We start from the raw sequence: 23,292 nt of genomic DNA on the forward strand, positions 1-23,292 counted from the left end.
AGCGCTACATCGCCCGAGACCTCTACCGACGCCTCGAAAACCCACCCCAACCACTTGACGCACCATAGGAGCGTCCCACCCCGCCCACCCCCCACCCCACCCCCACCCCCACCCCGGGCGCAGATTCACGGAAAGAGTGGCTATCCGAGGCCGGATAGCCACTCTTTCCGTGAAACAGGGGCAGCGAGGGGTGGGGAGGGGGCGGGCGGGGTGTGGGTGGGTGGGGAGGGGGAATGCCCCGGTATGCGGCTCACCGGGGTGTCGCGGGGGTCGGCCTGGACCGGGCTCTCGGTCACCACCACGCTGCCCAACCCGAGCACCCGGCCGGGCCTGCGCCTGCCGGGTCGGGTGACGTTGGCCGCCGACGGCGAGGACGTCCTGGTCCGGCACATCCGCCTCGGGCTGGTCACCCAGGTCGAGCCGGAGGACCCGGGGGCGCCGCGCCGGCTGGTGCAGTACCACCAGTGGCCGATCGCGGGCCGGTTCGTGGTGCCGGGCGGGCGGCGGCGGGCGGTGGACTTCGCCGTGCCGCTGCCCTGGGCGACGCCGGTGACGGTGTTCGGCGGGGTGCCGTTGATGACGTTACGCACCGGGCTGCGGACCGAGGTGTCCGTCGACCCGGACCTCGACCAGGGCGAGATGGTGCCGGTCCTGGTGCACCCGCTGCCCACCCAGCAGCACCTGCTCGCCGCGCTGGACACGCTCGGCTTCGTGATGCGGCAGGCGGGACTCCAGCAGGGCCGGCTGCCCGGGGTGGCGCAGACGCTGCCGTTCCAGCAGCGGCTCGGCTTCTGGGCCGCCCCGCTCTACGCCGGCCCGATGACCGAGCTGGAAGTGATCATGCTGACCGACTCGGCCGGCATGGAGGTGTTGTTCTGGCTGGACCGGCGGCTGTCCCTGGCCGGGGTGACCCACCAGAGCATCAGCCGGTTCCGGGTCTGGCACACCGGAGCGGACCAGCGGGACTGGGTGGCCACCGTGGACGGCTGGCTGCGGCACGCCATCGACCGGCACGCCGCAGCCGCCGCGCACGCGGACTGGTCGGCCACGATCCGGGAGTCGGCGCACGTCAGCCGCCATCCCGACCAGCCGGTCGCCCCCGGCTACGGCCTCGGCGGCACGGCCGGCAGCGGGGGCGTCGGCGGCGGTGGCGGCGGCGACGGCACCTGAGGTGTCAGGCGGAAACGGCCGGACGGAGCCGGGCCCGTGCGTCCGGCCACTCCGGCGCGAGCATCGAGTACTGCACGGTGTCCCGCCAGGAGCCGTCGGGGCGCTGCCGGTGGTGCCGCAGCACGCCCTCCCGGGTCGCGCCGAGCCGTTCGATGGCCCGCTGGGAGCGCTCGTTGCGGATGTCGGTGTGCCAGACCACGCGAACCGCGTCCAGCTCCTCGAACGCCCGGGTGAGCAGCAGCAGCTTCGCCTCCGTGTTGACGCCGGTCCGCCACCACGGCCGGCCCAGCCAGGTGTACCCGATCGCCAGCGACCGGCGGACCGGGTCGATCTCGTACCAGGAGGTGGTGCCGACGACGGTGCCGGTGCGGGCGCAGCGCTGCGCCCAGTACACCTGCTCGCCGTCCTGCTGGGCGTCGAGGTAGCCGGCGATGATCCGCCGCATCCCGGCGACGTCGGTCGGCCGCCGATCGCCCAGGTGTCGCCAGACGTCCGGGTCCCCGGTCGCGGCGTTCAGCTCGTCGGCGTGCGCGAGGTCCAGCGGTTCCAGCACGACGTGCTCGCCGCGCAGCACCACCGGATCCCGCCAGGGCGAGCGGGCCGGCCGCAGGTACGCGGGCACCGGCGCGACGACGCCGGCGTCCGGTTCGGGCCGGCCCGGCGTCAGTCGCAGCGGCAGGACCCCGGCCCAGTACGGCAGCTCCGCGTCGGTCGGCTCGTCGTTGACGCCACCGGTGCGCATCCGCACCGACACCTCCCGCAGGGGCAGCGCCAGCACCGCGGTCTCGGCCAGCTCGCGCCGGTTCGGCGGCCGGCTCTCGGTGGACCGGCCGGCGGCCACCTTCTCCACCAGCGCGGTCAGCACCCGGGCCTTCTCGTCGGCGTCGTCGACGAGGCGGGCGGTGCCGTGCGCGACGACCGAGCGGTAGTTGGCGCTGTGGTGGAACTGGGAACGGGCGTAGACCAGCCCGTCGAGGTGGGTGACCGCGACGCTGACCGGCAGCCCGTCCGCGCCCCGGGCGGCGAGCAGCGGCCGGCTGCCGGTGGAGCCGTGCAGGTAGAGCGTGTCGTCGAGGCGGACGTGCAGGGTCGGCAGGACGCGTGGCTCGCCGTCGGAGGTGAACGCCAGCGCGCAGTGGTACGCCTCGTCGAGCAGCGCGTGGGCGGTGGCCCGGTCGTAGTGCATCCGGTCGCGGGTGCGGGTGGCGGTGGTGCGCTCGGTCCGGGGGTACATGCGATCTCCCGATTTTGTTCTAGTACAATCTCCAAACTGTGTCAGCACGTTATCAGATCAGCGGTGCCACGTCGGCGGCCATTTCGGCGAGCGTGGAATCCGCCGTCCGCGCCGGCGCGCTCGCCCCGGGCGACCCGCTGCCCGCGGTCCGGGCGCTCGCCGGCGAGTTGGGCGTCAGCCCGGCCACCGTCGCCCGCGCGTACCAGGAACTGCGACAGCGTGGCCTGGTCGTCACCGCCGGCCGGCACGGCACCCGGGTCCGACCCCGCCCGCCGGTGGCCGCCCGCCGCGCGGCGCTGCTGCCGCCACCGCGCCCCGACACCCGCGACCTCGCCAGCGGCCACCCCGACCGCCGGCTGCTACCACCGCTCGGGCCGCACCTGGCCGCGCTCGCCGCCGGATTCGGGCCCGCCACCGGGTACGCGGACGCCGCCGTCCTGCCCGAACTGGCCGCCGCCGCCCGGGAACGGCTCGCCGCCGACGGGGTGCCGGCCGACGAGCTGACCGTGACCGGCGGCGCGCTGGACGGCATCGAGCGGCTGCTCGCCGCTCACCTACGGCCCGGCGACGCGGTCGCGGTGGAGGACCCCGGGTGGGCCAATCTGCTCGACCTGATCGCCGCGCTCGGGCTGCGTACCGTCGGGGTGCCGGTGGACGACGAGGGCCCGACCGTGGCCGGGGTGCGGGTCGCGCTGGCCGCCGGCGTCCGGGCGCTGGTGGTGACCAGCCGGGCCCAGAACCCGACCGGCGCGGCCGTCTCCGCCGACCGGGCCGAGGCGCTGCGCACGCTGCTCGCCGAGCGGGCCGACCTGCTGCTGATCGAGGACGACCACGCCGCCGAGCTGGCCCGCGTACCCCTGCACCCGCTCGGCGGGGTGACCCCGGCGTGGGCCCTCGTCCGGTCGGTGAGCAAGCCCTACGGGCCCGACCTGCGGCTCGCCGTGCTGGCCGGCGACGAGGCCACGGTGGCCCGGGTGGCCGGCCGGGCGCAGGTCGGCGCCGGTTGGGTCTCCACCGTGCTGCAACACCTGGTCCTGGCGCTCTGGCGCGATCCGGCCACCGCCGCGCTGGTGCGGCGCGCGGCGGACGGCTACGACCGGCGGCGGGACGGACTGGTCACCGCGCTCGCCGCGCGCGGGCTGGCCGCGCACGGGCGCACCGGGATCAACGTCTGGGTGCCGGTGCCGGACGAGACGGTCGCGGTCACCGCCCTGCGCGACGCCGGCTGGTCGGTGGCGCCCGGCAGCCTCTACCGGATCGCCGCGGCGCCCGCCGTCCGGATCACGGTGAGCACGCTCGACGACACCGACCTGCCGCCGCTAGCCGACGCACTCGCCCACGCGGTGCGGCCCGTGAAAGGCGGGGCCCCCTATTAACGCCTTCGGTATAGCAGGGGCCCCCTCTTAACACGCGCGCTGGCAGATGCCGCGTGCCGGACGGCGGAAAGGGTAGAACGGTCCGCATGGCCGAGACCGAGAACGCGCCCGGCGCGCAGGAGTTCATCCCGCCGTCGGCGGACACCATCGACGCGCTGCGGACCGCGGCGGCCGGCTGCCGTGGCTGCGAGCTGTACCGGGACGCGTCGCAGACCGTCTTCGGTCGGGGTGACGAGAGCGCCCGGTTGGTCTTCGTCGGCGAGCAGCCGGGCGACGTGGAGGACCAGCAGGGCCTGCCGTTCGTCGGCCCGGCCGGCCGACTGCTGCGTAAGGCGGTGGACGACGCCGGCCTCGACCCCGGCCAGATCTACCTGACCAACGCCGTCAAGCACTTCCGCTTCGAGCTGCGCGGCAAGCGGCGCATCCACCAGACCCCGGACCGGGTGCACATCACCGCCTGCCGGCCCTGGCTGGTCGCCGAGTTCGCCCGGCTGCGCCCGGAGATCGTGGTGGTGCTCGGCGCCACCGCCGCCAAGGCGCTGCTCGGCCCGACGTTCCGGGTGACGAGACAGCGCGGCGAGCTGCTGCCCTGGCCGGCCGCCGCCCAGCATCCGGAGGACTTCGCGCGGGTGCCGGTGGACCGGTCCGGCGCGGTCGCCGACGCGCCGGACACCCGGCTGCTCGCCACCATCCATCCGTCCGCCGTGCTGCGCGCCGACAACCAGGACATCGCGTACGAGGGCCTGGTCGCCGACCTCAAGGTGGCGGCCGGCGTGCTGCGCTGAGGTCGGCTGCGTTCTTCCGGTTCCCGATTCGAGCGGCGTCCCCGGCATGGACATGCCTACCGGCGCTTGTGGTTCCGGCGCGATCCGGCGGTCTGGCGATCCGGCAGTCTGGCGGTCCGGTCGTGCCGGGAGACCTGTCACCTGAATGCGATATACCTCTGCGTCATTATTATGACTCAGAGGCATACGACGTCGAGGTGATGTCTTCCCGGCCCCTGACACGCCGACCGCACGAACCGCACCCCATCGGCGTGTCGAATCCTGGGAGGCGCGTTGTGCTCAGGCCGGGTGCTGTTCCTTGAGTGCGGCGACGAACGTCTGGAAGGTCTCCGAGGCGAACACCAGCGCCGGCCCCTTTCGGTCCTTGCTGTCCCGGACCGCGACGACACCGGGGAGATCGGCAGCCACTTCCACGCAGTTGCCGCCGTTGTTGCCGCTCTTCGTGCTCTTGTGCCAATGCGCGCTGCTCAGGTCCATGATGCTGCCGCTTCTCTGATCAGGTTGGCCGATTGGGTTCGAGGGAGAGCCTCTCCTACTATGCGTGCCCAGCGTTGCTCCAGGATGCCGACATCCTCCCGGTCCTCAATGATCTGCGCCCTCACCTGGGCGTCGATGTGAGCGACCCGAGTGCCGTCGGGCATCTCGGCCATCGCAAACGGACCCCCCATTCCTGGGTACAGCGGTGAGCCGAGAGGGACAATGTGCACCCGCACAGAGGTCAACTCGGTGCAGGCGAGGATGTGCAGGCACTGCTCGCGCATCACCGAACGGTCCGAGTTGGCCGGACGACGAAGGACCGCCTCGTCCATGACGGCGACAAAGAGCGGAGGCCGGGACCGGCGCAGGATCGACTGGCGCTCGATCCGGGCGGCGGTCAGCGCCTCGACCTCCTCCAGCGTCAGTGACTCCATCGCCAGTGTCGCCCTGGCGTACGCCTCGGTCTGCAACAGCCCGGGCACCCAGGCCAGTTCGAAGCCGCGGAGGGCGAGGGCCTCCCGCTCGATGTCGGCCCACGGCCGGAACCATGACGGCTCGCGTCTCTTGAGTACGTCCGGCCACAGGTCCTTGACGTCCTTGCCGAGGATGGACGCGACCCGGGAGCGGGCCACCGGGCGCGGGATGCGCCCACGGCTGACCCACCGCTGTGCCGTCTTGGGGTCCACGCCGGTCTGCGCGGCAAGGCTCTCCGCAGTCTCCCCGGCCTCGGCCATGGCCGCGATGAGTCCGTGATTCACGGCATCTCCTCAGTGGACGTCCCCGACGTCTCTCGAACATACATCAACGCAGTGTGAGGGTCCTATCACCACGCGGCATCCTGCCGGAAGGCGGCGATGCGGAGGTGCGGAGATGCCCAGGTGGAAGTGGTTCCAACGCGAGAACGAGCCGGTCGACGTGGTGCAGCCGGCCACGGCCTATCCCGACCGGGCCGGCGCCCACGCGAAGCGGACGGAACGGCCCGGGTCGCCACCGGCGCGAGGCCGGTCGGGGGACGCCGAACCCGACCGGCCCGACCGTGGTTGAGCGGCGGCGGGCCGAGCCGCCTCCCGCCCGCTGAGGAGCCGACGGGTCAGGCGCGTCCCTGCCAGGTGCACAGGCAGACCCGGTTGCCGTCCGGGTCGGCGAGCATCCAGAAGTTCGGGGCCTCCGCGTCGCTGACCAGCGTGCCACCGGCCGCGAGCGCCGCCTCGATGCGCGCCGCGACAGCGGCCGGGTCGACCCAGACGTCCGGATGCCAGCGCTGCCGGGGCTCCTCGCCGCCGGACGCCTGGAACCAGATCGTGGGCAGCGCGCCGGCCGGGTCGCGTACCTCGTCGTCGGTGGCGTCCGCGCCGCCCGGTCGCTCCCACGCCAGGATCGCCCGCCAGAACGGCGCGACGGCGGCGTGCTCCGGGCTGTCCAGCGCGAACTCCAGGCGGGACAGCCCGGCCGGGGACGGCGACAGGCCGGCGTCGGCGGCGAGCGCCGAGATCGTCCGGGCCAGGCGCACGTCCCGCCCGGTGACGCCGCCCGCGTCGTGCGACCACAGCCGCACGTCCACGAAGGTGTAGCGCAGGTCCAGGTCGGGATGATGGTCCACCCGCTCGGCCTCCGCGCCGACCGCGGCCACCAACGCCAGCCCGGCCGCGAAGTCGGGGGTACGGATGCGGGTGTGCAACGCGCCCAGCAGGTACGTCCACCCGTCCAGCCCGGCGTCGGCGATCTGTGCTCCGGTCAGCGTGGCCATCGGGTCATCCTGACGCGTGTCCCGCCGACCCGCCACCCCGGGGCACACAGGTTGCGAGCGGCGCTGTGCCGGCCGGGCACGCGCTCACGGCCCTCGCTGCGTTCGCGCATGTGGCCCCTGTCCAGGGTGGGTGAGCGGTGCCAGACTGGCCGCCATGGAGCAGCATCTCTACCAGCCCGTGCACGACGAGTTCCGGGACCTGTGCCGTCGGTTCCTCGCCCGGGAGGCGGTGCCGCACCACGAGCGGTGGGAGGCCGAGGGCGTCGTCGACCGCGCGGTGTGGCGCAAGGCGGGCGCGGCCGGGCTGCTCGGCCCGGACGTGGACCCGGCGTACGGCGGCGGCGGGCAGCGTGACTTCCGGTTCAACGCGGTGCTCGACGAGGAGATCATCGCGGCCGGCTGCACCGGGCTGGGCTTCGGTCTGCACAACGACGTGGTGGCGCCGTACCTGACCGAGCTGACCACCGCCGACCAGCGCAAGCGCTGGCTGCCGGGCTTCTGCTCGGGTGACCTGGTCACCGCGATCGCGATGAGCGAGCCGGGCGCGGGCAGCGACCTGGCCGGCATCCGCACCACCGCGGTCCGCGACGGTGATTCGCTGGTGCTCAACGGCCAGAAGACGTTCATCACCAACGGCGAGCTGGCCGACCTCGTGGTGGTGGTGGTGAAGACCGCCCCGGAGCAGGGCGCGCACGGGGTGAGCCTGGTGGTGGTGGAGCGTGACACGCCGGGCTTCGGCCGGGGGCGTCGGCTGGCCAAGGTCGGGCTGAAGGCCAACGACACCGCCGAGCTGTTCTTCGACGACTGCCGGGTGCCGGCGGAGAACCTGATCGGCGCCGAGAACCAGGGCTTCTACCACCTGATGGCCAACCTGCCCCGGGAGCGGCTGAGCATCGCGGTCGCCGCCGTGGCGGCCTGCGAGAAGCTGCTCGCGCTGACGCTGGAGTACGCCCGCTCGCGGGAGGCGTTCGGCCGCCCGATCGGCTCTTTCCAGCACAACCGGTTCCTCCTGGCCGAGCTGGACACCGAGGTCACCATCGCGCGGACGTTCGTGAACCACTGCGTCGCCGAGCACGACGCGGGTCGGCTCTCGGTGACCGACGCGGCGAAGGCGAAGTGGTGGACCACCGAGTTGCAGACCCGGGTCGCCGACCGGTGCGTGCAACTGCACGGCGGGTACGGCTTCATGGCGGAGTACCCGGTGGCGAAGGCGTGGCTGGACAGCCGGGTGCAGACCATCTACGGCGGCACCACCGAGATCATGAAGGAGATCATCGGCCGCGGCCTCGGCCTGTAGCGAAACCGGGTGCCGGCCGGTCGGTCCGGTGCGGAAGGATGGGGCACCCGTCCCCACCAGGAGCGCCATGGCCACCGACCTGACCGCGCCGGCCCCGCCCCGGCCCGATGTCGCCGCCATCCAGCGGCGTACCCTCCGGCTGCTCTTCCTCACCCAGATCGTCGGCGGCCTCGGCGTGGCCATCGGCATCTCGGTCGGCGCGCTGCTCGCCGCCCGGATCGCCGGCACCGCCCTGGCCGGGCTGGCGCAGAGCGCCGGGGTGGTCGGCGCGGCGCTGCTCGCCGTGCCGGTGACCCGGCTGATGGCGGCGCGCGGGCGGCGCCCCGGTCTGGTCCTGGCCTACCTGGTCGGCGCGACCGGCGGCGTGCTGGTGGTGGCCGCCGCGGTGACCCGTCTGGTGCCGCTGCTCTTCGTCGGCATGCTGCTGTTCGGCGGCGGCACGGCGGCCAACCTCCAGGCCCGCTACTCGGCGGTGGACCTCGCCGAGCCGGCGCGTCGGGGCCGGCAGTTGTCGCTCGTGGTCTGGGCCACCACCATCGGCTCGGTGGCCGCGCCGAACCTCGCCTCGTTCGCCGACGACGCCACCCGGGGCTGGGGCGTGCCGACGCTGGCCGGGCCGTTCGTCTTCAGCGCCGTCGCGTTCGTGCTTGCTGCCGTCGTACTCTTCGCGTTGCTCCGGCCGGACCCGCTGCGCACCGCGCGCCGGCTGGCGGCGGCCGAACCGGCCGCTCCCGCCGGCCCGGACCGGGCGGTCACCCGCCGCGGCGGCATGGTCGCCGCGTGGCGGACGGTACGCCGGCGGCCGGCCGCCCGACTCGGCATCGCCGCGGTCGCGGTGGGGCACCTGGTGATGGTCGCGGTGATGTCGATGACCCCGGTGCATCTCGGCGAGTGGCACTCCGACGCGGACGTGCTGCGGGTGGTCGGCATCGTGCTCAGCCTGCACATCGCCGGCATGTACGCGTTCTCGCCGGTGGTGGGCTGGCTGACCGACCGGCTGGGGCGGCGGCCGGTGATCCTCGGCGGCGTGGCGCTGCTGCTGGCCGCGTGCGCGGTGGCCGGCACCGCCGGGCACCACACCCCGCCGCTCTCGGTGGGGCTGGCGCTGCTCGGGCTGGGCTGGTCGGGCACCATGGTGGCGGGCTCGACGCTGCTGTCGGAGTCGGTGCCCGCCGCCGACCGGCCCGGCGTGCAGGGCCTGTCCGACCTGCTGATGGGGCTGGCCGGGGCGGGCGCGGCGGCGGTGAGCGGGTTCGTCATGCGGGCCGTGGGGTACCCGACGCTCACCCTGCTGGCGGCGATCGCGGTGGTGCCGCTGGTGGCGCTGGCGGTGCGGCGTCCCGGCGCGGAACCACTCGACGAGGAGGGCTGAACACGTGCGGCTGACCGACTTCTGGACGCGTCTGGAGGAGGCGTTCGGGCCGGGCTACGCGGCCAGCATCGCCAGCGACCAGGTGCTGTCGCAGCTCGGCGGGCGGACCGTCGAGCAGGCGCTCGCGGCCGGTGAGGAAACGCACGTGGTGTGGCGCGCGGTGGTCGCCGCGTATCCCGACCGCGTGCCCGCACGACTACGCTGAGCAGCCTTTTCTCTGGTTCCGCGTGTCGCTTGCCCAGTCGTACACCTGTTCGGCTATTGTCCACAGCGGGGTGCTCGTCCACAGCTCACGGCCCGTCGGCTGGTTTTCTGTCGGACCCAGCGCCTAGCGTGTCCCGCGTGACGCGAAGCTCAGGAAAGACGCCGGCGAAGGCAGGGGTGGCAACGATGGCGGCAGGTCCTGACCGGGAGAAGGCGCTAGACCTTGCTCTCGCTCAGATCGACAAGCAGTTCGGCAAGGGTTCGGTGATGCGGCTGGGGGAGCGGCCCGTCGTGCAGACGGCGGTCATCCCCACCAGCTCCATCGCGCTCGACGTGGCGCTCGGCGTGGGCGGTCTGCCCCGCGGCCGGGTCGTCGAGATCTACGGTCCGGAGTCCAGCGGTAAGACCACCGTCGCCCTGCACGCGGTGGCCAACGCCCAGCGGGCCGGCGGCATCGCCGCGTTCATCGACGCCGAGCACGCGCTCGACCCGGAGTACGCGAAGGCGCTCGGCGTCGACACCGACGCCCTGCTGGTCTCCCAGCCGGACACCGGCGAGCAGGCGCTGGAGATCACCGACATGCTGGTCCGCTCCGGCGCGATCGACATCATCGTGATCGACTCGGTCGCGGCCCTGGTGCCGCGCGCCGAGATCGAGGGTGAGATGGGCGACAGCCACGTCGGCCTCCAGGCCCGGTTGATGAGCCAGGCGCTCCGGAAGATCACCGGCATCCTCAACAACACCGGCACCACCGCGATCTTCATCAACCAGCTCCGCGAGAAGATCGGCGTGATGTTCGGCAGCCCGGAGACCACCACCGGTGGTCGGGCGCTGAAGTTCTACGCCTCGGTCCGGCTCGACGTGCGCCGCATCGAGAGCCTCAAGGACGGCACCGACGTGGTCGGTAACCGCACCCGGGTCAAGGTCGTGAAGAACAAGGTCGCCGCGCCGTTCAAGCAGGCCGAGTTCGACATCATGTACGGCAAGGGCATCTCCCGCGAGGGCTCCCTGATCGACGTCGGCGTGGAGCAGGCGATCATCCGCAAGTCCGGCGCCTGGTACACCTACGACGGCGACCAGCTCGGCCAGGGCAAGGAGAAGGCCCGCGAGTTCCTCCGCGAGAACCCGGACGTGGCGGCCGAGATCGAGAAGAAGATCCTGGAGAAGCTCGGCGTCGGCACCGGTGGTGCGGGCGACGCCGCCGGCGGCCCGGAGTTGCCGCCGGTCGACTTCTGATCCGCTGACCAGTGGCAGGACGACGCGCCCGTACGGGACGGGGTTGGGATGCCAGCCCACCCCGTACGGGTGACGCCACCGGCGCGCCCCAGCCCCGCCGTGGCCGCCGTGGTCGCGCGGCGGAGTCCGATCCGGGGGAGGCTCCGGCTCCGCCGCGCGACGAGGCCGAGCTGGCCCGGGAGATCTGCCTGCGGCAGCTCGCCACCCGACCACGGACCCGGGCCGAGCTGGCCGGCGCGCTCGCCCGGCGCGGCATCTCCGAAGAGGTGGCCGAGCAGGTCCTCGACCGTTACGACGAGGTCGGCATCGTCGACGACGCGGCCTTCGCCCAGGCCTGGGTGAGCAGCCGGCACACCGGCCGTGGGCTGGCCCGCCGGGCGCTCGCCAACGAGCTGCGCCGGAAGGGCGTCGACGACGAGCTGGCCGGCGCGGCGCTGGACGGGATCGACGAGGAGGCCGAGGCGGAGACCGCCCGCGCCCTGGTGGACCGGAAGCTGCGCACCGCCCGGGGCGAGCCCGATGCGGTGTTCCGGCGTCTGGTCGGCATGCTGGCGCGTAAGGGCTACCCGGCCGGCGTGGCGATCCGTGCGGTGAAGGACGCGCTGGCCGCGCAGAGCGCCGAGGCGGCGGAGTTCGCCGAGCACATCGACGCCGACGCCCTGGCCGACGCGGAGAACGACCTCGACGCCCGCCGGCACGACTGAGCGTCCGGGCTCGGACGCGATGGTCCGGCGCCAGCGGCGTCCCGGGCGCCATGGCAGAAGGGGTGCACACCGGTGCTGAAGGCGTGTCTGAACGGCGGGCGGCGACGGGACGAGCACCCCGCCGTCCCGCTCACCCCGGCCGAGTTGGCCGCCGACGCCGCCCGTTGCGCGGCCGCCGGGGTGGCCGCGGTGCACGTGCACCCGCGTGACGACAGCGGCGTCGAGTCCCTCGACCCGGCCGTGATCGCCGCGGCGGTCGACGCCGTCCGGGCCGCCTGCCCCGGCCTGCCGGTCGGGGTCAGCACCGGCGCCTGGATCGTGCCCGACCCGGCCGAGCGGGTGGCCGCGGTGCGCGCCTGGACGGTGCGGCCCGACTTCGCCTCGGTCAACGCCCACGAACCGGGCGCGGCGGCGGTCGCGGCGGCCCTGCACGAGCGCGGCGTCATGGTCGAGGCCGGCCTCTGGACGGTGGCGGCGGTCGACGCGTGGCGTCGCTGGCCGACTCCGACCGGCCGGGTCCTCGTGGAGTGCATGACCGAACCGGCGGAGGCGGCGCTCGCCGACGCGGTGGCGATCCTCGCCGCGCTGCCGACCGGGTGCCCGCCGGTGCTGCTACACGGCGAGGGTCCGGCCACCTGGCCGGTGTTCGCCGAGGCGGTCCGTCGGGGCCTGCACACCCGCATCGGCCTGGAGGACACGCTGCTGCTCCCGGACGGCAGCCGCGCGCCGGACAACACCGCCCTGGTCGCCGCCGCCCGGCAGCACGCCCCGGGGGATGGGGTCTGAGCAGCCGGGAAACGTCACGCTAGGATGACAGGCGGCGAGGTTTGTCCGGCCCTGTCCGGCATATTCTCAGCAATCCGTGACGGCTCAACTTCTCTCCGTCCGGGTGGTTTGATCATGACTCCTTGACCGAACGGGTCCTCGCGACCTAGCCTCGCCATACAGGCTCACTTTGCCCGACCAGCGCAGGCTAAGCGCACAACATAGATCGCGTAACAGAACAGCATCATTTTGGCCAGCTTCACCGGCCCTTGACGGCAGCTCCGGACCCGGTCCGGAGCGTCCGACAACTGCAACCGGCCGCCGGCGGTTCCCCCCGAAGGGGCACCGCCGACGGAAAGCTGCCCACAGCCAGCCGCTCCGGTCGGGCGTCCAGAGTCGCAGGCGCGTGCCCGTCGGCGCGTGTCCTGCGGCGCCGACGTTCAGGGGAGGCGGCCATGGCGCGGCGGCACAGGTTCACCGGCGGTCTGCGATGAGCGCCTTCGACGTCGTCCTCCTCGTGGTGGTGCTGCTGCTGGTCGTGGTGGTGGTCGGCGCCGTGCTGTTCGGTGTGCGGGCGCTCCAGCGGCTCAGCGTGGCCCCGGCACCGGAGGACCCGGCCTTCATCGCGGAGAAGGACCGGCAGGAACAGTCCCTGGCCGCGTTGCGTACCGCCGCCGACGAGGTCAACAGCACCATCGACGTGGCGAAGTCGGCCGCCTCCGCGGCCCGGGCCGAGGCGGCTGGCGCGAAGGCCGAGGCGAAGGCCGCCCGGGCGGAGGCACGACGGGTGCTCGACGACGCCCGCGCCGAGGCCGACACCGTGCTGGAGCGGGCGCACAAGCAGGCCGAGGCGGACGCCGAGCAACTGCGTACCACCGCCCGACGCAGCGGCGAGCGGGAGGTCGCGGTGCTCGCCGCCACCACCCGCGAGCAGGCCGCCGAGGTGGAGCGCCGGGCCGCCCGGATGGACGAGCGGGAGCGGCTGCACACCGAGGAGGTGGAACGGCTCGCCGAACGGGAGCGGCAACTCACCGCCGCGACCGCCGCGCTCGCCGCCCGGGAGGCCGCGCTGGCCGAGCGCGAACGGGCGCTGACCGAGGTGGAGGAGCAGCGCCGCCGCGAACTGGAGCGGGTGGCCGGGCTGACTGCCGACGCCGCCCGGGCCGAGCTGGTCGAGTCGATCGAGGGACAGGCGAAGCGGGAGGCCGCGCTGCTGGTCCGGGAGATCGAGTCGGACGCGCGGGGCACCGCCGAGCAGCGCGCCCGGCACATCGTGGTGGACGCCATCCAGCGGGTGGCCAGCGAGCAGACCGCGGAGAGCGTGGTCAGCGTGCTGCACCTGCCCGGCGACGAGATGAAGGGCCGGATCATCGGCCGGGAGGGGCGCAACATCCGCGCCTTCGAGTCGGTCACCGGCGTCAACCTGATCATCGACGACACGCCCGAGGCGGTGCTGCTCTCCTGCTTCGACCCGGTCCGCCGGGAGGTCGGCCGGCTGACGCTGGAGAAGCTGGTGCTGGACGGCCGGATCCATCCGCACCGGATCGAGGAGGTCTACGACCTGGCCCGCCACGAGGTGGAGGAGCTGTGTCACCGGGCCGCCGAGGACGCCCTGGTCGAGGTGGGCATCACCGAGATCCACCCGGAGCTGGTCACCCTGCTGGGCCGGCTGCGCTACCGGACGTCGTACGGGCAGAACGTGCTCAAGCACCTGGTGGAGACCGCGCACATCGCCGGCACCATGGCCGCGGAGCTGCGCCTGGACGTGGCGACCATCAAGCGCTGCGCGTTCCTGCACGACATCGGCAAGGCGCTCACCCACGAGGTGGAGGGCAGCCACGCCATCATCGGCGCCGACCTGGCCCGCAAGTACGGCGAGGCCGAGGACGTGGTGCACGCCATCGAGGCGCACCACAACGAGGTGCCGCCGCAGACCATCGAGGCGGTGCTCACCCAGGCGTCGGACGCCTGCTCGGGCGGGCGGCCCGGGGCCCGGCGGGAGAGCCTGGAGGCGTACGTCAAGCGGCTGGAGCGGATCGAGGAGATCGCGGCCGGCAAGCTCGGCGTGGAAAAGGTCTTCGCCATGCAGGCGGGCCGGGAGATCCGGGTGATGGTCAAGCCGGACGACGTGGACGACATCGGCGCGGCCGTGCTGGCCCGCGACGTGGCCAAGCAGATCGAGGAGGAGCTGACCTATCCGGGGCAGATCCGGGTGACAGTGGTGCGCGAGTCCCGGGTCACCGAGATCGCCCGCTGACGCAACGACGACGGGCGGGTGGGGAGAACCCCGCCCGCCCGTCGCGTGTCCGTCGGATCAGATGAGCTGCGTGGCGCCGGCGCCGCCGTCGGTCTGGGTCGACGGCACCGGCTTGGCCGCGCTGCGCGGCAGCCGGCTCAGCCGCTTCTGCAACCACCAGGCCAGCACCGACAGCAGGCCGCAGATGCTGATGTAGATGGCCGCGATGATCAGGTAGGTCGGCACGTAGGGCAGGCCGAACGCCAGCCGGCCGCCGATCTGCTTGCCGGCGAAGAGCAGCTCCGGGTACGTGATGATGAAGCCGAGCGCGGTGTCCTTGAGCAGCACGACGAGCTGGCTCACGATCGCCGGCAGCATCGAGCGGAACGCCTGCGGCAGCAGGATCAGCCGGAGCACCTGGTTCTTGCGCAGGCCGACCGCGTACGCGCCCTCGGACTGCCCGTACGGCACCGCGTTGATGCCGGCGCGGAAGATCTCCGCCAGCACCGAGCCGTTGTAGAGCGTCAAACCGATGACCAGCGCCCAGAACTTGTCGATCGGCCAGCCGTACTGCAACGGCACGTAGTAGCCGAAGAAGATCAGGATCAGCAGCGGGATGGCCCGGAACAGCTCCACCACGAACGTGGCCGGGCTGCGCAGCAACCACTTGTCGCTGAGCCGGGCGCCGGCGAAGACGGCGCCGAACAGCAGCGCCAGCACGGTGGCGACGGCGGCGGCCTTGAGCGTGGCCCAGAGGCCGGAGAGGATCTCCCGCTGCACCGCGACGTACTGGAACTGCTCCCACTTGCGGGCCTCGAACTGGCCGGTCTGGTCGAACTTGTAGATCACGAACGCGACCAGGGCGACGATCGCGGCGATCGACACGACGCCGAGGACCCGGTTACGCAGCCGGGCCTTCGGGCCGGGAAGGTCGTAGAGGACGCTGCTGCTGCTCATCGGGCCACCGCCCACTTGCGCTCGAGGATCCGCTGGAGCACCACCAGCGGGATGATCAGGACGAGGAAGCCGATCACGATCCAGGTGAGCACGGCGAACTGCGGCTCACCCCGCTCCGACATGTACGCCGGGATGGCGCCGGCCTCCAGCACCGAGAAGCCGGCGGCGATCGTGGTGTTCTTCAGCATGGCGATGAGCACGCTCATCATTGGCGGGACCATGGCCCGCAGCGCCTGCGGCAGCACGATCAGCGTCAGCACCTGGCCGAACGTCATACCGAGTGCTCGGGCGGCCTCGGCCTGGCCGGTGGCGACCGTGTTGACGCCGGAGCGGATCACCTCGCAGATGAACGCCGAGGTGTAGACCGTCAGCGCGATGCAGGCGCTCGGGAAGTAGTCGATGTTCACGTCCAGCTTCGGCACCGCGAAGACGAGGAACGCGAACACCAGGGTCAGCGGCGTGTTGCGGACCAGGTTGACGTAGGTGGCGCCGAACGCCCGCAGGGCGGGGATCGGGGACACCCGCATGGCGCCGAGCAGCGTGCCGAGGACGAGGCTGCCGACGCCGGCGATCAGGAACAGCTTGACGGTGTTGAGGAACCCCTCGCGGAACAGGCTCGCGTTGTCCGTCAGGACGCGGAAGAACTCGCCCATGCCTCGCTCTCAGTCTCTCGGACACCGACCGGGCGGGGAGGAGGACCTCCCCGCCCGGCGCGACGTCGGGTGGCGGACCGTCAGTACCGCTCGAGCTGCGGCGGGGTGGCCGGCGAGCCGGACTTGCCCAGCGTGCCGTCGTAGATCTTCTTCCAGGTGCCGTCGGTGAACGCGGCCTCGATCTGGTCGTTCACGTAGTCGCGCATGGCCTTGTCGTCCTTGGGCAGGCCGATGCCGTACTTCTCGGTGCTGAACGGCTGGCCGACGACCTTGAGCTCGTCCGGGTTCTGCGCGGCGTAGCCCTTGAGGATGGCGTCGTCGGTGGTGACCGCGTCGACCTTCTTGTCGAGCAGCTGCGAGACGCACTCGGAGTAGGTCTTGAACTCGACGATGTTCTCCGGCTCGGTCAAACCCTCGTCCCGGACCTTCTGGATCGGGGTGGAGCCGATGGCCGAGCAGACCTTCTTGCCCTTGAGCGTGTCCTTGCCGGTGATCGACGACTCGTCCTTGCGGACCAGCAGATCCTGACCGGCGACGAAGTACGGGCCGGCGAAGGAGACGTCGTTCTTGCGCTTGTCGGTGATCGAGTAGGTGCCGACGTAGTAGTCGATCTCACCACCCTTGATCGCGGTCTCCCGGTTGGCCGACGCGATCTCCTTGTACTCGATCTTCGCCGGGTCGACGCCGAGCGTGCTGGCGACGTACTGGGCGATCTCGATGTCGAAGCCGCAGCGCTTGCCCTGGGCGTCCTTGTAGCCGAGGTTCGGCTGGTCATACTTGACGCCGACGACGACCTTGCCGGCCGACTTGACCTTCGTGAAGGTCGGGCTGCCGGCGATGGTGGCGTCCGTCTTGGGGGTGAAGGTGACGCCCGAGCTGGTGCAGTTGTCGGACTGCGCCCCGCCGCTGGCGTTGCCGCCACCGCTCGGGGCCGGGTCCCCCTCCTTGCCGCAGGCAGCCGCGGAAAGGGCGAGCGAGGCCATCATGGCCACCGCCGCCACGCGCTTCATACGCATACACATCTCCTTCTTCGACGGAGCCGCCGGGACGACTCCACTACGGACGCTCAGTGCGTGAGGATCTTGGAGAGGAAGTCCTTGGCCCGCTCGCTGCGCGGGTTCGCGAAGAACTCGTTCGGCGGCGCGTCCTCGACGAGCTTGCCGTCGGCCATGAAGATGACCCGGTTGGCCGCGTGCCGGGCGAAGCCCATCTCGTGCGTGACCACCACCATGGTCATGCCGTCGCGGGCCAGCGAGGTCATCACGTCGAGCACCTCGCCGACCATCTCCGGGTCGAGCGCGCTGGTCGGCTCGTCGAAGAGCATCGCCTTGGGCTGCATGGCCAGCGCGCGGGCGATCGCCGCCCGCTGCTGCTGGCCGCCGGAGAGCTGGGCCGGGTACTTGTCCGCCTGGTTGGCGATGCCGACGCGGTCGAGCAGGGCCAGGCCGCGCTCGCGGGCGGCGGCCGGCTTCTCCTTGCGGACCTTGACGGGCCCGAGCGTGACGTTCTCCAGGATGCTCTTGTGCGCGAAGAGGTTGAACGACTGGAACACCATGCCGACCTCGCTGCGCAGCTTGGCCAGGGGCCTGCCCTCGGCCGGCAGCGGCTGCCCGTCGAACGTGATGGTGCCGTTGTCGATCGGCTCCAGCCGGTTGATGGCGCGGCACAGCGTCGACTTGCCGGAGCCGGACGGGCCGATGACCACGACCACCTCGCCCCGGCCGACGGAGAGGGACACGTCGTCGAGCACGTGCAGCGGCCCGAACCACTTGTTGACCCCGTCGAGCACGATCAGCGGGTCGCCCGTCGTCACGATCGTCCACCGTCCCTGTCGTCCGTGCCGGAACAGGGGGTCGGTCGACCCCCGGTTGGGCAACTGTAGGCGGGGTGATGTGGCGGAACGCAACTCAGTTGGTCACGGAGCGGTAACACCGGTCACCGGTGTGCCGGCGGGTCCCAATTCCGTCCCGGCCGGGGCGCCCGATTGGCGACGCCGCCATCTCGCGGAGATCATGGAGCGATGACGTTCCGGCTCACCGAGTACGCCCGTGGCGGCGGCTGCGCCTGCAAGATCCCGCCCGGTGAGCTGGAGGCGATGGTCGCCGGGCTGGGCCCGAGCGGCGGCGCGGCCGAGCTGCTGGTCGGCCTGGAGAATGGCGACGACGCCGCGGTGGTCCGGCTGGACGAGCGTACCGGCCTGGTGACCACCGCCGACTTCTTCACCCCGGTCGTCGACGACGCGTACGACTGGGGCCGCATCGCCGCCGTCAACGCGCTCTCCGACGTGTACGCCATGGGCGGCACCCCGCTCGTCGCGCTCAACCTGCTGTGCTGGCCGCGGGAGGTGCTGCCGCTGGAGCTGGCCCGGGAGGTGCTGCGCGGCGGGCAGGACGTGGCCCGCGAGGCGGGCTGCCACCTGGCCGGCGGGCACAGTGTGGACGACGACGGTCCGAAGTACGGCCTGGCGGTCACCGGGTTGGTCCGCCCGGACGAGTTGATCACGCTGGACGCCGGGCGGGCCGGGCTGCCGTTGTCGCTGACCAAGCCGCTCGGCGTCGGCGTGCTCAACACCCGGCACAAGCAGACCGGGGAGCGCTTCGCGGCGGCGGTCGACTCGATGACCCGGCTCAACCGGGACGCCGCCCGCGCCGCGGTGGCCGCCGGCATCCGCTGCGGCACCGACGTGACCGGCTTCGGGCTGCTCGGGCACGCCTCGAAGCTGGCCCGCGCCAGCCGGCTCACGATGGTGATCGACACCGCCGCGGTGCCGTACCTGGAGGGCGCGCGGGAGGCGCTGCGCGACGGGTACGTCAGCGGCGGCACCCGACGCAACCTGGAGTGGGTGACGCCGTGGACCGACTTCGGCGACGTCGACGAGGCCGAGCGGCTGCTGCTGGCCGACGCGCAGACGTCGGGTGGGCTGCTGGTGGCCGGCGAGGTGCCCGGCGGCACGGTGGTCGGCGAGCTGCTGCCCGCCTCCGACACGTTGATCCGGCTGCGCTGACCGGCGTGGCAGCGGTGCGGACGCGACACCGTACCCGATAAACTGTCATCTTCCCGCTACTCAGGGCAACGTCGCCCAGGGGAAATTTTGCCCGGAATGGTCACAGACCGGTAACTTGCCCCCGGTCGAGGTCAAATGCCCCCCACCATCGTCAGTAAGGCCCGATCCGGAGGCCGGTGGGACGAGCGCAGCGAGGAGGCGGCATGACCGAGCTGTGGAACTGGAGAATCGACGGCAGCGCGCCGGTGGAGGTCTACCCGGCGTTGGCCGAGGCACTCGGCCGGGTGGTGATGCCGCTCGCCGTCGCCGACCCGGTCCGGCTGCCCGCGTACGCGGTGGTCTGCGACGTGTGGGAGGCGCCCGGGGCGTACGGCACCGTGGTCGACTGTTACGGCGTGCCCGAACGCCTGCCCGAGCTGCCCGCCATCGCGGCCCTGGCCCGGGTGCTCGGCCGCAACTGCCTGATGCGCGACGACACGCTCGACGCCGGCCGGCACCTGCTGGTCGCCCCGGACGGCACGATCCGCCCGGTGCACCTCGACGTGGTCGAGACCGACGACGGCGAGGTGCTCAGCGACCAGCGGCTCTGCACGCTCGCCGACCCCGGCTGCCGGGGCTGGTCGCAGTGCCACCGCTCCCGGTGGGCCCCCGACTCGGTCGCCCCCGCGCTGGCCGCCGCCTGACCGGCCCCCACCCCCACCCGCCGGGCGGGGCACGGGGGTGGGGCGGTCCGGGTGGCCCGGATACGCTGTCCGGGTCATGACTACCGCAGCCGCGGGCAGCCCGCGCACCTACCAGGTGCGCACGTACGGCTGCCAGATGAACGTGCACGACTCCGAGCGCATCTCCGGCCTGCTCGAAGACGCCGGCTACGTGCGCGCCGCCGAGTCCGCCGAACAGCCCGACGTGGTGGTGTTCAACACCTGCGCGGTCCGGGAGAACGCCGACAACCGGCTCTACGGCAACCTCGGCCACCTCCGCCCGGTCAAGACGAAGCACCCCGGGATGCAGATCGCAGTCGGTGGCTGCCTGGCCCAGAAGGACCGCGGCGAGATCGTCCGCAAGGCGCCCTGGGTGGACGTCGTCTTCGGCACGCACAACATCGGCTCGCTGCCGGCGCTGCTGGACCGGGCCCGGCACAACGCGGCGGCCGAGGTGGAGATCCTCGAGTCGCTGGAGGTCTTCCCGTCCACGCTGCCGACCCGGCGCGAGTCGACGTACGCGGGCTGGGTCTCCATCTCCGTCGGCTGCAACAACACCTGCACGTTCTGCATCGTGCCGTCGCTGCGCGGCAAGGAGAAGGACCGCCGCCCCGGCGACGTGCTCTCCGAGGTGCGCGCGCTGGTCGCCGAGGGCGTGCTGGAGGTGACGCTGCTCGGGCAGAACGTCAACTCCTACGGCGTGGAGTTCGGCGACCGGTACGCGTTCGGCAAGCTGCTGCGCGCCTGCGGCGACGTCGACGGGCTGGAGCGGGTCCGGTTCACCAGCCCGCACCCGAAGGACTTCACCGACGACGTGATCGCCGCGATGGCCGAGACGCCGAACGTCTGCCACTCGCTGCACATGCCGTTGCAGTCCGGCTCCGACGACGTGCTGCGGGCGATGCGCCGCTCGTACCGGTCGGAGAAGTACCTGGGGATCATCTCGAAGGTCCGGGCGGCGATGCCGGACGCGGCGATCACCACCGACATCATCGTCGGCTTCCCCGGCGAGACCGAGGCGGACTTCCAGCAGACCCTCGACGTGGTCCGGGAGGCCCGGTTCTCGTCGGCGTTCACCTTCCAATATTCCAAGCGCCCCGGCACCCCGGCCGCCACCATGGCCGACCAGCTCCCCAAGCAGGTCGTGCAGGAGCGCTACGAGCGGTTGATCGCCTGTGTCGAGGAGATCACCTGGGCGGAGAACAAGAAGCTGGTCGGCGAGACCGTCGAGGTGCTGGTCGCCGTCGGCGAGGGGCGCAAGGACGAGCGCACCGGCCGGATGTCCGGCCGGGCCCGCGACGGCCGGCTCGTGCACTTCGCCACCGGTGACCTGGCCGGGCGGATCCGCCCCGGCGACATCGTGCACACCACTGTCACGTACGCCGCCCCGCACCACCTCAACGCGGACGGGGCACCGGTGGCGCACCGGCGTACCCGGGCCGGCGACGCGGCCGAGGCGGGACGCGCCCCGCGTACGCCCGGGGTGCTGCTCGGGCTGCCGACGGTCGGCGCGCCGGCCGAGTCGCCCGCCCCCGCCGGCGGCTGCGCCGCCCACTGACCCCGCCCTGACGTTAGGCGGGGCCCCTTTTTAACATCTCGCGTTAAAAAGGGGCCCCGCCTCTACCGAATGCGTTAAGCGGGGCCCCCTCCTTACACCATCAGCAGGCGGTGCCGTTCAGCTTGACGGTGGCGGGGGTGGCGGCGGTGCCGTTGGCGGTGAAGCCGACGGTCACCGAGGCACCCGGCGCCAGCGACGACGCCCAGTTCGGCGCGGCGGCCGTGACCGTGGTGCCGGACTGCGTGACGGTGGCGTTCCAGCCGCTGGCCAGCGTCACCCCGGACGGCCACGTCCAGGTGGCCGACCACGGGTTCAGCGCGGCGGTGCCGGTGTTCTTGACGGTCAGCTCGCCCTGGAACCCGCCGGCCCAGGCGTTGGTCTGCTTGTAGCTGGCGGTGCAGCCGCCGCTGGGCGCCGGCGTCGTCGGTGCCGGCGTGGTCGGTGCCGGCGAGGTGTTCGGGGTGCCGGTCGGGGACGGGCTGCTGGTGCTGCCGCCACCCGTCGGCGGGATCAGGTACGGCTGGAGGATGGCCTGCTTGGCCTGGTTGACGGTGGTCCAGTCGTCGTTGGCGATGCCGCCGGTGTCACCCGAGTTCGGGTTCCACGACCAGTAGGTGAACGACATGCCGTTGACCCCGGTGCCGGTGTAGGCCATCAGGTTCTCCAGCCAGACCTTGTCCTTCGGGTCCTGGAGCGTGGTGCCGAACTCGCCCATCATGATCGGCGCGATGTTCTGCTTGTAGAGGTAACCCCAGTACTTGTCCCAGATCGCCGGCATGTTCGCCGGGTAGCTCGGGTCGTCGAACCAGGCCTGCCGGTAGACCGAGGTGGCGTACTCGTGCGGCGAGTAGACCAGCCGGTTCGCCACGTTCAGCCGCACCGGGAACTGCCCGGCCTTGGACAGGTTGCCGCCCCACCAGCCGCAGTCCTCGTCGTTGCTGGGGTCGTTGTCCCAGACGTTCGACAGGCCGCCGCTCGGGCAGCTCACCCCCTCCACGAAGATCAGCCAGTTGGGCTGCACGCCGAGGATCGCGTTGCCGGCCCGCTCGGCGGCGAGCCGCCAGTCCCGGGCGGTGTCGCCGCAGCCCCAGCAGGCGCCGGTGGCGGCCGGGTTGGTGCCCTCGGCGTGCGGCTCGTTGTGCAGGTCCGCGCCGATCACCGTCGGGTTGTTCGCGTACCGCTGGGCCATCGTCTTCCAGTCGGCGATCCAGGTCGCCTCGGACACGCCCGAGGTGTACCAGAGCGGCGACTGCCCGGCCGAGGTCGGCCGGTGCCGGTCCAGGATGACCCGCATCCCCTTGCTGCCCGCGTAGTCGATGACCTTGTCCAGGATCTGCAACGGGGAGAGCCCGATCAGGTCCGGGTTGACGAAGTCGTTGATCCCGGTCGCTGTCGCGCCGGGCTTGATGGAGTCGTTCGAGTACGGGATGCGCAGCGTGTTGTAGCCCAACCGGGCCATGGTGTCGAGCTGGCCGCGCCACGGGTTGCTCGACCACAGGCCGTGGAACGTCTTGTTGTCGGTCTCCATGCCGAACCAGTTGATGCCGGTCAGCCGGACGGTCGCGCCCGTGCTGTCGACGATCTTGTTGCCGTTGGTGTGCAGGTAACCGGTGCCGGTGCCGCCGGCCGCGGCGACGGCCGGGGTGGTGCTGACGGCCGCGGCGACGAGGATGCCGGCCGCGGCGGTGGCGAGCGCCGTCAGGGCGCCGCCGAGGGCGGTGCGTCGGTGCATGGGAGCTCCACTTCGGATGCCCGCGCCGCTCGGGCGCCGCGGGCGGCAGGACCAGGAGGCCCGACCCGCTCGTCATCGAGTACG

General features: G+C 72.4%; 22 protein-coding genes and 1 pseudogene. 14 read left to right on the plus strand and 9 right to left on the minus strand.

The annotated features are described in order from the left end of the window. Positions 1-243: 243 nt before the first annotated feature. Positions 244-1,170 (plus strand): sporulation protein, encoded by a 927-nt coding sequence (locus ACLQ2W_RS29560; protein WP_425790620.1) that lies wholly within the window; start codon positions 244-246, stop codon positions 1,168-1,170. 4 nt (positions 1,171-1,174) lie between these two features. On the opposite strand, the gene ACLQ2W_RS29565 is transcribed toward ACLQ2W_RS29560, so the two are convergent. Further along, complete coding sequence (locus tag ACLQ2W_RS29565; protein ID WP_425790622.1) at positions 1,175-2,404, minus strand: bifunctional pyridoxamine 5'-phosphate oxidase family protein/GNAT family N-acetyltransferase; 1,230 nt, start codon at positions 2,402-2,404, stop codon at positions 1,175-1,177. A 38-nt stretch (positions 2,405-2,442) separates the two neighbouring features. On the opposite strand from ACLQ2W_RS29565, the gene ACLQ2W_RS29570 reads away from it, so the two are divergent. Beyond that, complete coding sequence (locus ACLQ2W_RS29570) at positions 2,443-3,780, plus strand: aminotransferase class I/II-fold pyridoxal phosphate-dependent enzyme (protein ID WP_425790624.1); 1,338 nt, start codon at positions 2,443-2,445, stop codon at positions 3,778-3,780. A gap of 86 nt (positions 3,781-3,866) precedes the next feature. Beyond that, complete coding sequence (locus ACLQ2W_RS29575; protein ID WP_425790626.1) at positions 3,867-4,565, plus strand: UdgX family uracil-DNA binding protein; 699 nt, start codon at positions 3,867-3,869, stop codon at positions 4,563-4,565. Positions 4,566-4,844: 279 nt separating this feature from the next. On the opposite strand, the gene ACLQ2W_RS29580 is transcribed toward ACLQ2W_RS29575, so the two are convergent. Both ACLQ2W_RS29580 and ACLQ2W_RS29585 read right to left on the minus strand, forming a co-directional pair. Further along, on the minus strand, positions 4,845-5,042 hold the full coding sequence (locus ACLQ2W_RS29580; RefSeq protein WP_425790628.1) for a DUF397 domain-containing protein: 198 nt from the start codon (positions 5,040-5,042) through the stop codon (positions 4,845-4,847). Further along, complete coding sequence (locus ACLQ2W_RS29585; protein ID WP_425790630.1) at positions 5,033-5,800, minus strand: DUF5753 domain-containing protein; 768 nt, start codon at positions 5,798-5,800, stop codon at positions 5,033-5,035. The genes ACLQ2W_RS29580 and ACLQ2W_RS29585 overlap by 10 nt, the downstream gene beginning before the upstream one ends. A 112-nt stretch (positions 5,801-5,912) precedes the next feature. Between ACLQ2W_RS29585 and ACLQ2W_RS29590 the strand changes: the two genes are divergently transcribed. After that, positions 5,913-6,086: a hypothetical protein gene (locus tag ACLQ2W_RS29590; protein ID WP_425790632.1), complete on the plus strand. Its 174-nt coding sequence runs from the start codon at positions 5,913-5,915 to the stop codon at positions 6,084-6,086. A gap of 46 nt (positions 6,087-6,132) precedes the next feature. On the opposite strand, the gene ACLQ2W_RS29595 is transcribed toward ACLQ2W_RS29590, so the two are convergent. Beyond that, positions 6,133-6,789 (minus strand): 4a-hydroxytetrahydrobiopterin dehydratase, encoded by a 657-nt coding sequence (locus ACLQ2W_RS29595; RefSeq protein ID WP_425790634.1) that lies wholly within the window; start codon positions 6,787-6,789, stop codon positions 6,133-6,135. A 154-nt stretch (positions 6,790-6,943) separates the two neighbouring features. On the opposite strand from ACLQ2W_RS29595, the gene ACLQ2W_RS29600 reads away from it, so the two are divergent. From ACLQ2W_RS29600 to rny, 7 genes and pseudogenes are all read left to right on the plus strand, one after another. Further along, entirely contained in the window at positions 6,944-8,086 is a 1,143-nt protein-coding gene (locus tag ACLQ2W_RS29600) for an acyl-CoA dehydrogenase family protein (protein ID WP_405092969.1), read from the plus strand. A gap of 67 nt (positions 8,087-8,153) precedes the next feature. Continuing rightward, positions 8,154-9,472, plus strand: a pseudogene (locus tag ACLQ2W_RS29605) (MFS transporter). Beyond that, on the plus strand, positions 9,463-9,663 hold the full coding sequence (locus tag ACLQ2W_RS29610) for a DUF3046 domain-containing protein (protein WP_018785963.1): 201 nt from the start codon (positions 9,463-9,465) through the stop codon (positions 9,661-9,663). Before ACLQ2W_RS29605 ends, ACLQ2W_RS29610 begins: the two are co-directional and overlap by 10 nt. 185 nt (positions 9,664-9,848) lie before the next feature. Continuing rightward, positions 9,849-10,898: a recombinase RecA gene (gene recA / locus ACLQ2W_RS29615; protein ID WP_107159085.1), complete on the plus strand. Its 1,050-nt coding sequence runs from the start codon at positions 9,849-9,851 to the stop codon at positions 10,896-10,898. Positions 10,899-10,909: 11 nt separating this feature from the next. Beyond that, on the plus strand, positions 10,910-11,602 hold the full coding sequence (locus ACLQ2W_RS29620) for a regulatory protein RecX (RefSeq protein ID WP_425790637.1): 693 nt from the start codon (positions 10,910-10,912) through the stop codon (positions 11,600-11,602). A gap of 72 nt (positions 11,603-11,674) precedes the next feature. Further along, positions 11,675-12,388, plus strand: a complete 714-nt coding sequence (locus tag ACLQ2W_RS29625) for a 3-keto-5-aminohexanoate cleavage protein (protein ID WP_425790639.1) — start codon at positions 11,675-11,677, stop codon at positions 12,386-12,388. 469 nt (positions 12,389-12,857) lie between these two features. Beyond that, on the plus strand, positions 12,858-14,624 hold the full coding sequence (gene rny, locus ACLQ2W_RS29630) for a ribonuclease Y (protein ID WP_425790641.1): 1,767 nt from the start codon (positions 12,858-12,860) through the stop codon (positions 14,622-14,624). Between the two features lie 57 nt (positions 14,625-14,681). On the opposite strand, the gene ACLQ2W_RS29635 is transcribed toward rny, so the two are convergent. The 4 genes from ACLQ2W_RS29635 to ACLQ2W_RS29650 all read right to left on the minus strand — a co-directional run bounded on the left by ACLQ2W_RS29635 (position 14,682) and on the right by ACLQ2W_RS29650 (position 18,026). Then, entirely contained in the window at positions 14,682-15,560 is an 879-nt protein-coding gene (locus tag ACLQ2W_RS29635) for an amino acid ABC transporter permease (RefSeq protein ID WP_425790643.1), read from the minus strand. After that, positions 15,557-16,213: an amino acid ABC transporter permease gene (locus ACLQ2W_RS29640; protein WP_425790645.1), complete on the minus strand. Its 657-nt coding sequence runs from the start codon at positions 16,211-16,213 to the stop codon at positions 15,557-15,559. The genes ACLQ2W_RS29635 and ACLQ2W_RS29640 overlap by 4 nt, the downstream gene beginning before the upstream one ends. A gap of 80 nt (positions 16,214-16,293) precedes the next feature. Continuing rightward, the gene (locus tag ACLQ2W_RS29645; protein WP_425790647.1) at positions 16,294-17,229 is read right to left on the minus strand and encodes a glutamate ABC transporter substrate-binding protein; all 936 of its coding nucleotides are present in this window, start codon (positions 17,227-17,229) and stop codon (positions 16,294-16,296) included. 50 nt (positions 17,230-17,279) lie between these two features. Then, positions 17,280-18,026 (minus strand): amino acid ABC transporter ATP-binding protein, encoded by a 747-nt coding sequence (locus ACLQ2W_RS29650; protein WP_405092976.1) that lies wholly within the window; start codon positions 18,024-18,026, stop codon positions 17,280-17,282. 207 nt (positions 18,027-18,233) lie between these two features. Between ACLQ2W_RS29650 and selD the strand changes: the two genes are divergently transcribed. The 3 genes from selD (at position 18,234) to miaB (ending at position 21,476) form a co-directional block, all read left to right on the plus strand. Continuing rightward, positions 18,234-19,217 carry a selenide, water dikinase SelD gene (gene selD / locus ACLQ2W_RS29655; protein WP_425790649.1) on the plus strand — a complete coding sequence of 328 codons (984 nt, stop codon included), beginning with the start codon at positions 18,234-18,236 and terminating at the stop codon, positions 19,215-19,217. 203 nt (positions 19,218-19,420) lie between these two features. Beyond that, entirely contained in the window at positions 19,421-19,900 is a 480-nt protein-coding gene (locus tag ACLQ2W_RS29660; RefSeq protein WP_405092978.1) for a hypothetical protein, read from the plus strand. A gap of 76 nt (positions 19,901-19,976) precedes the next feature. After that, complete coding sequence (gene miaB / locus ACLQ2W_RS29665) at positions 19,977-21,476, plus strand: tRNA (N6-isopentenyl adenosine(37)-C2)-methylthiotransferase MiaB (RefSeq protein WP_425790652.1); 1,500 nt, start codon at positions 19,977-19,979, stop codon at positions 21,474-21,476. A gap of 100 nt (positions 21,477-21,576) precedes the next feature. Here the strand turns inward: miaB and ACLQ2W_RS29670 are convergent, their stop codons facing one another. Then, entirely contained in the window at positions 21,577-23,208 is a 1,632-nt protein-coding gene (locus ACLQ2W_RS29670; protein WP_425790654.1) for a cellulase family glycosylhydrolase, read from the minus strand. Between the last annotated feature and the right edge of the window lie 84 nt (positions 23,209-23,292).

Origin of the sequence: Micromonospora sp. DT227, from assembly GCF_049841835.1 — a bacterium.
In the GTDB taxonomy this organism is placed as follows: domain Bacteria; phylum Actinomycetota; class Actinomycetes; order Mycobacteriales; family Micromonosporaceae; genus Micromonospora.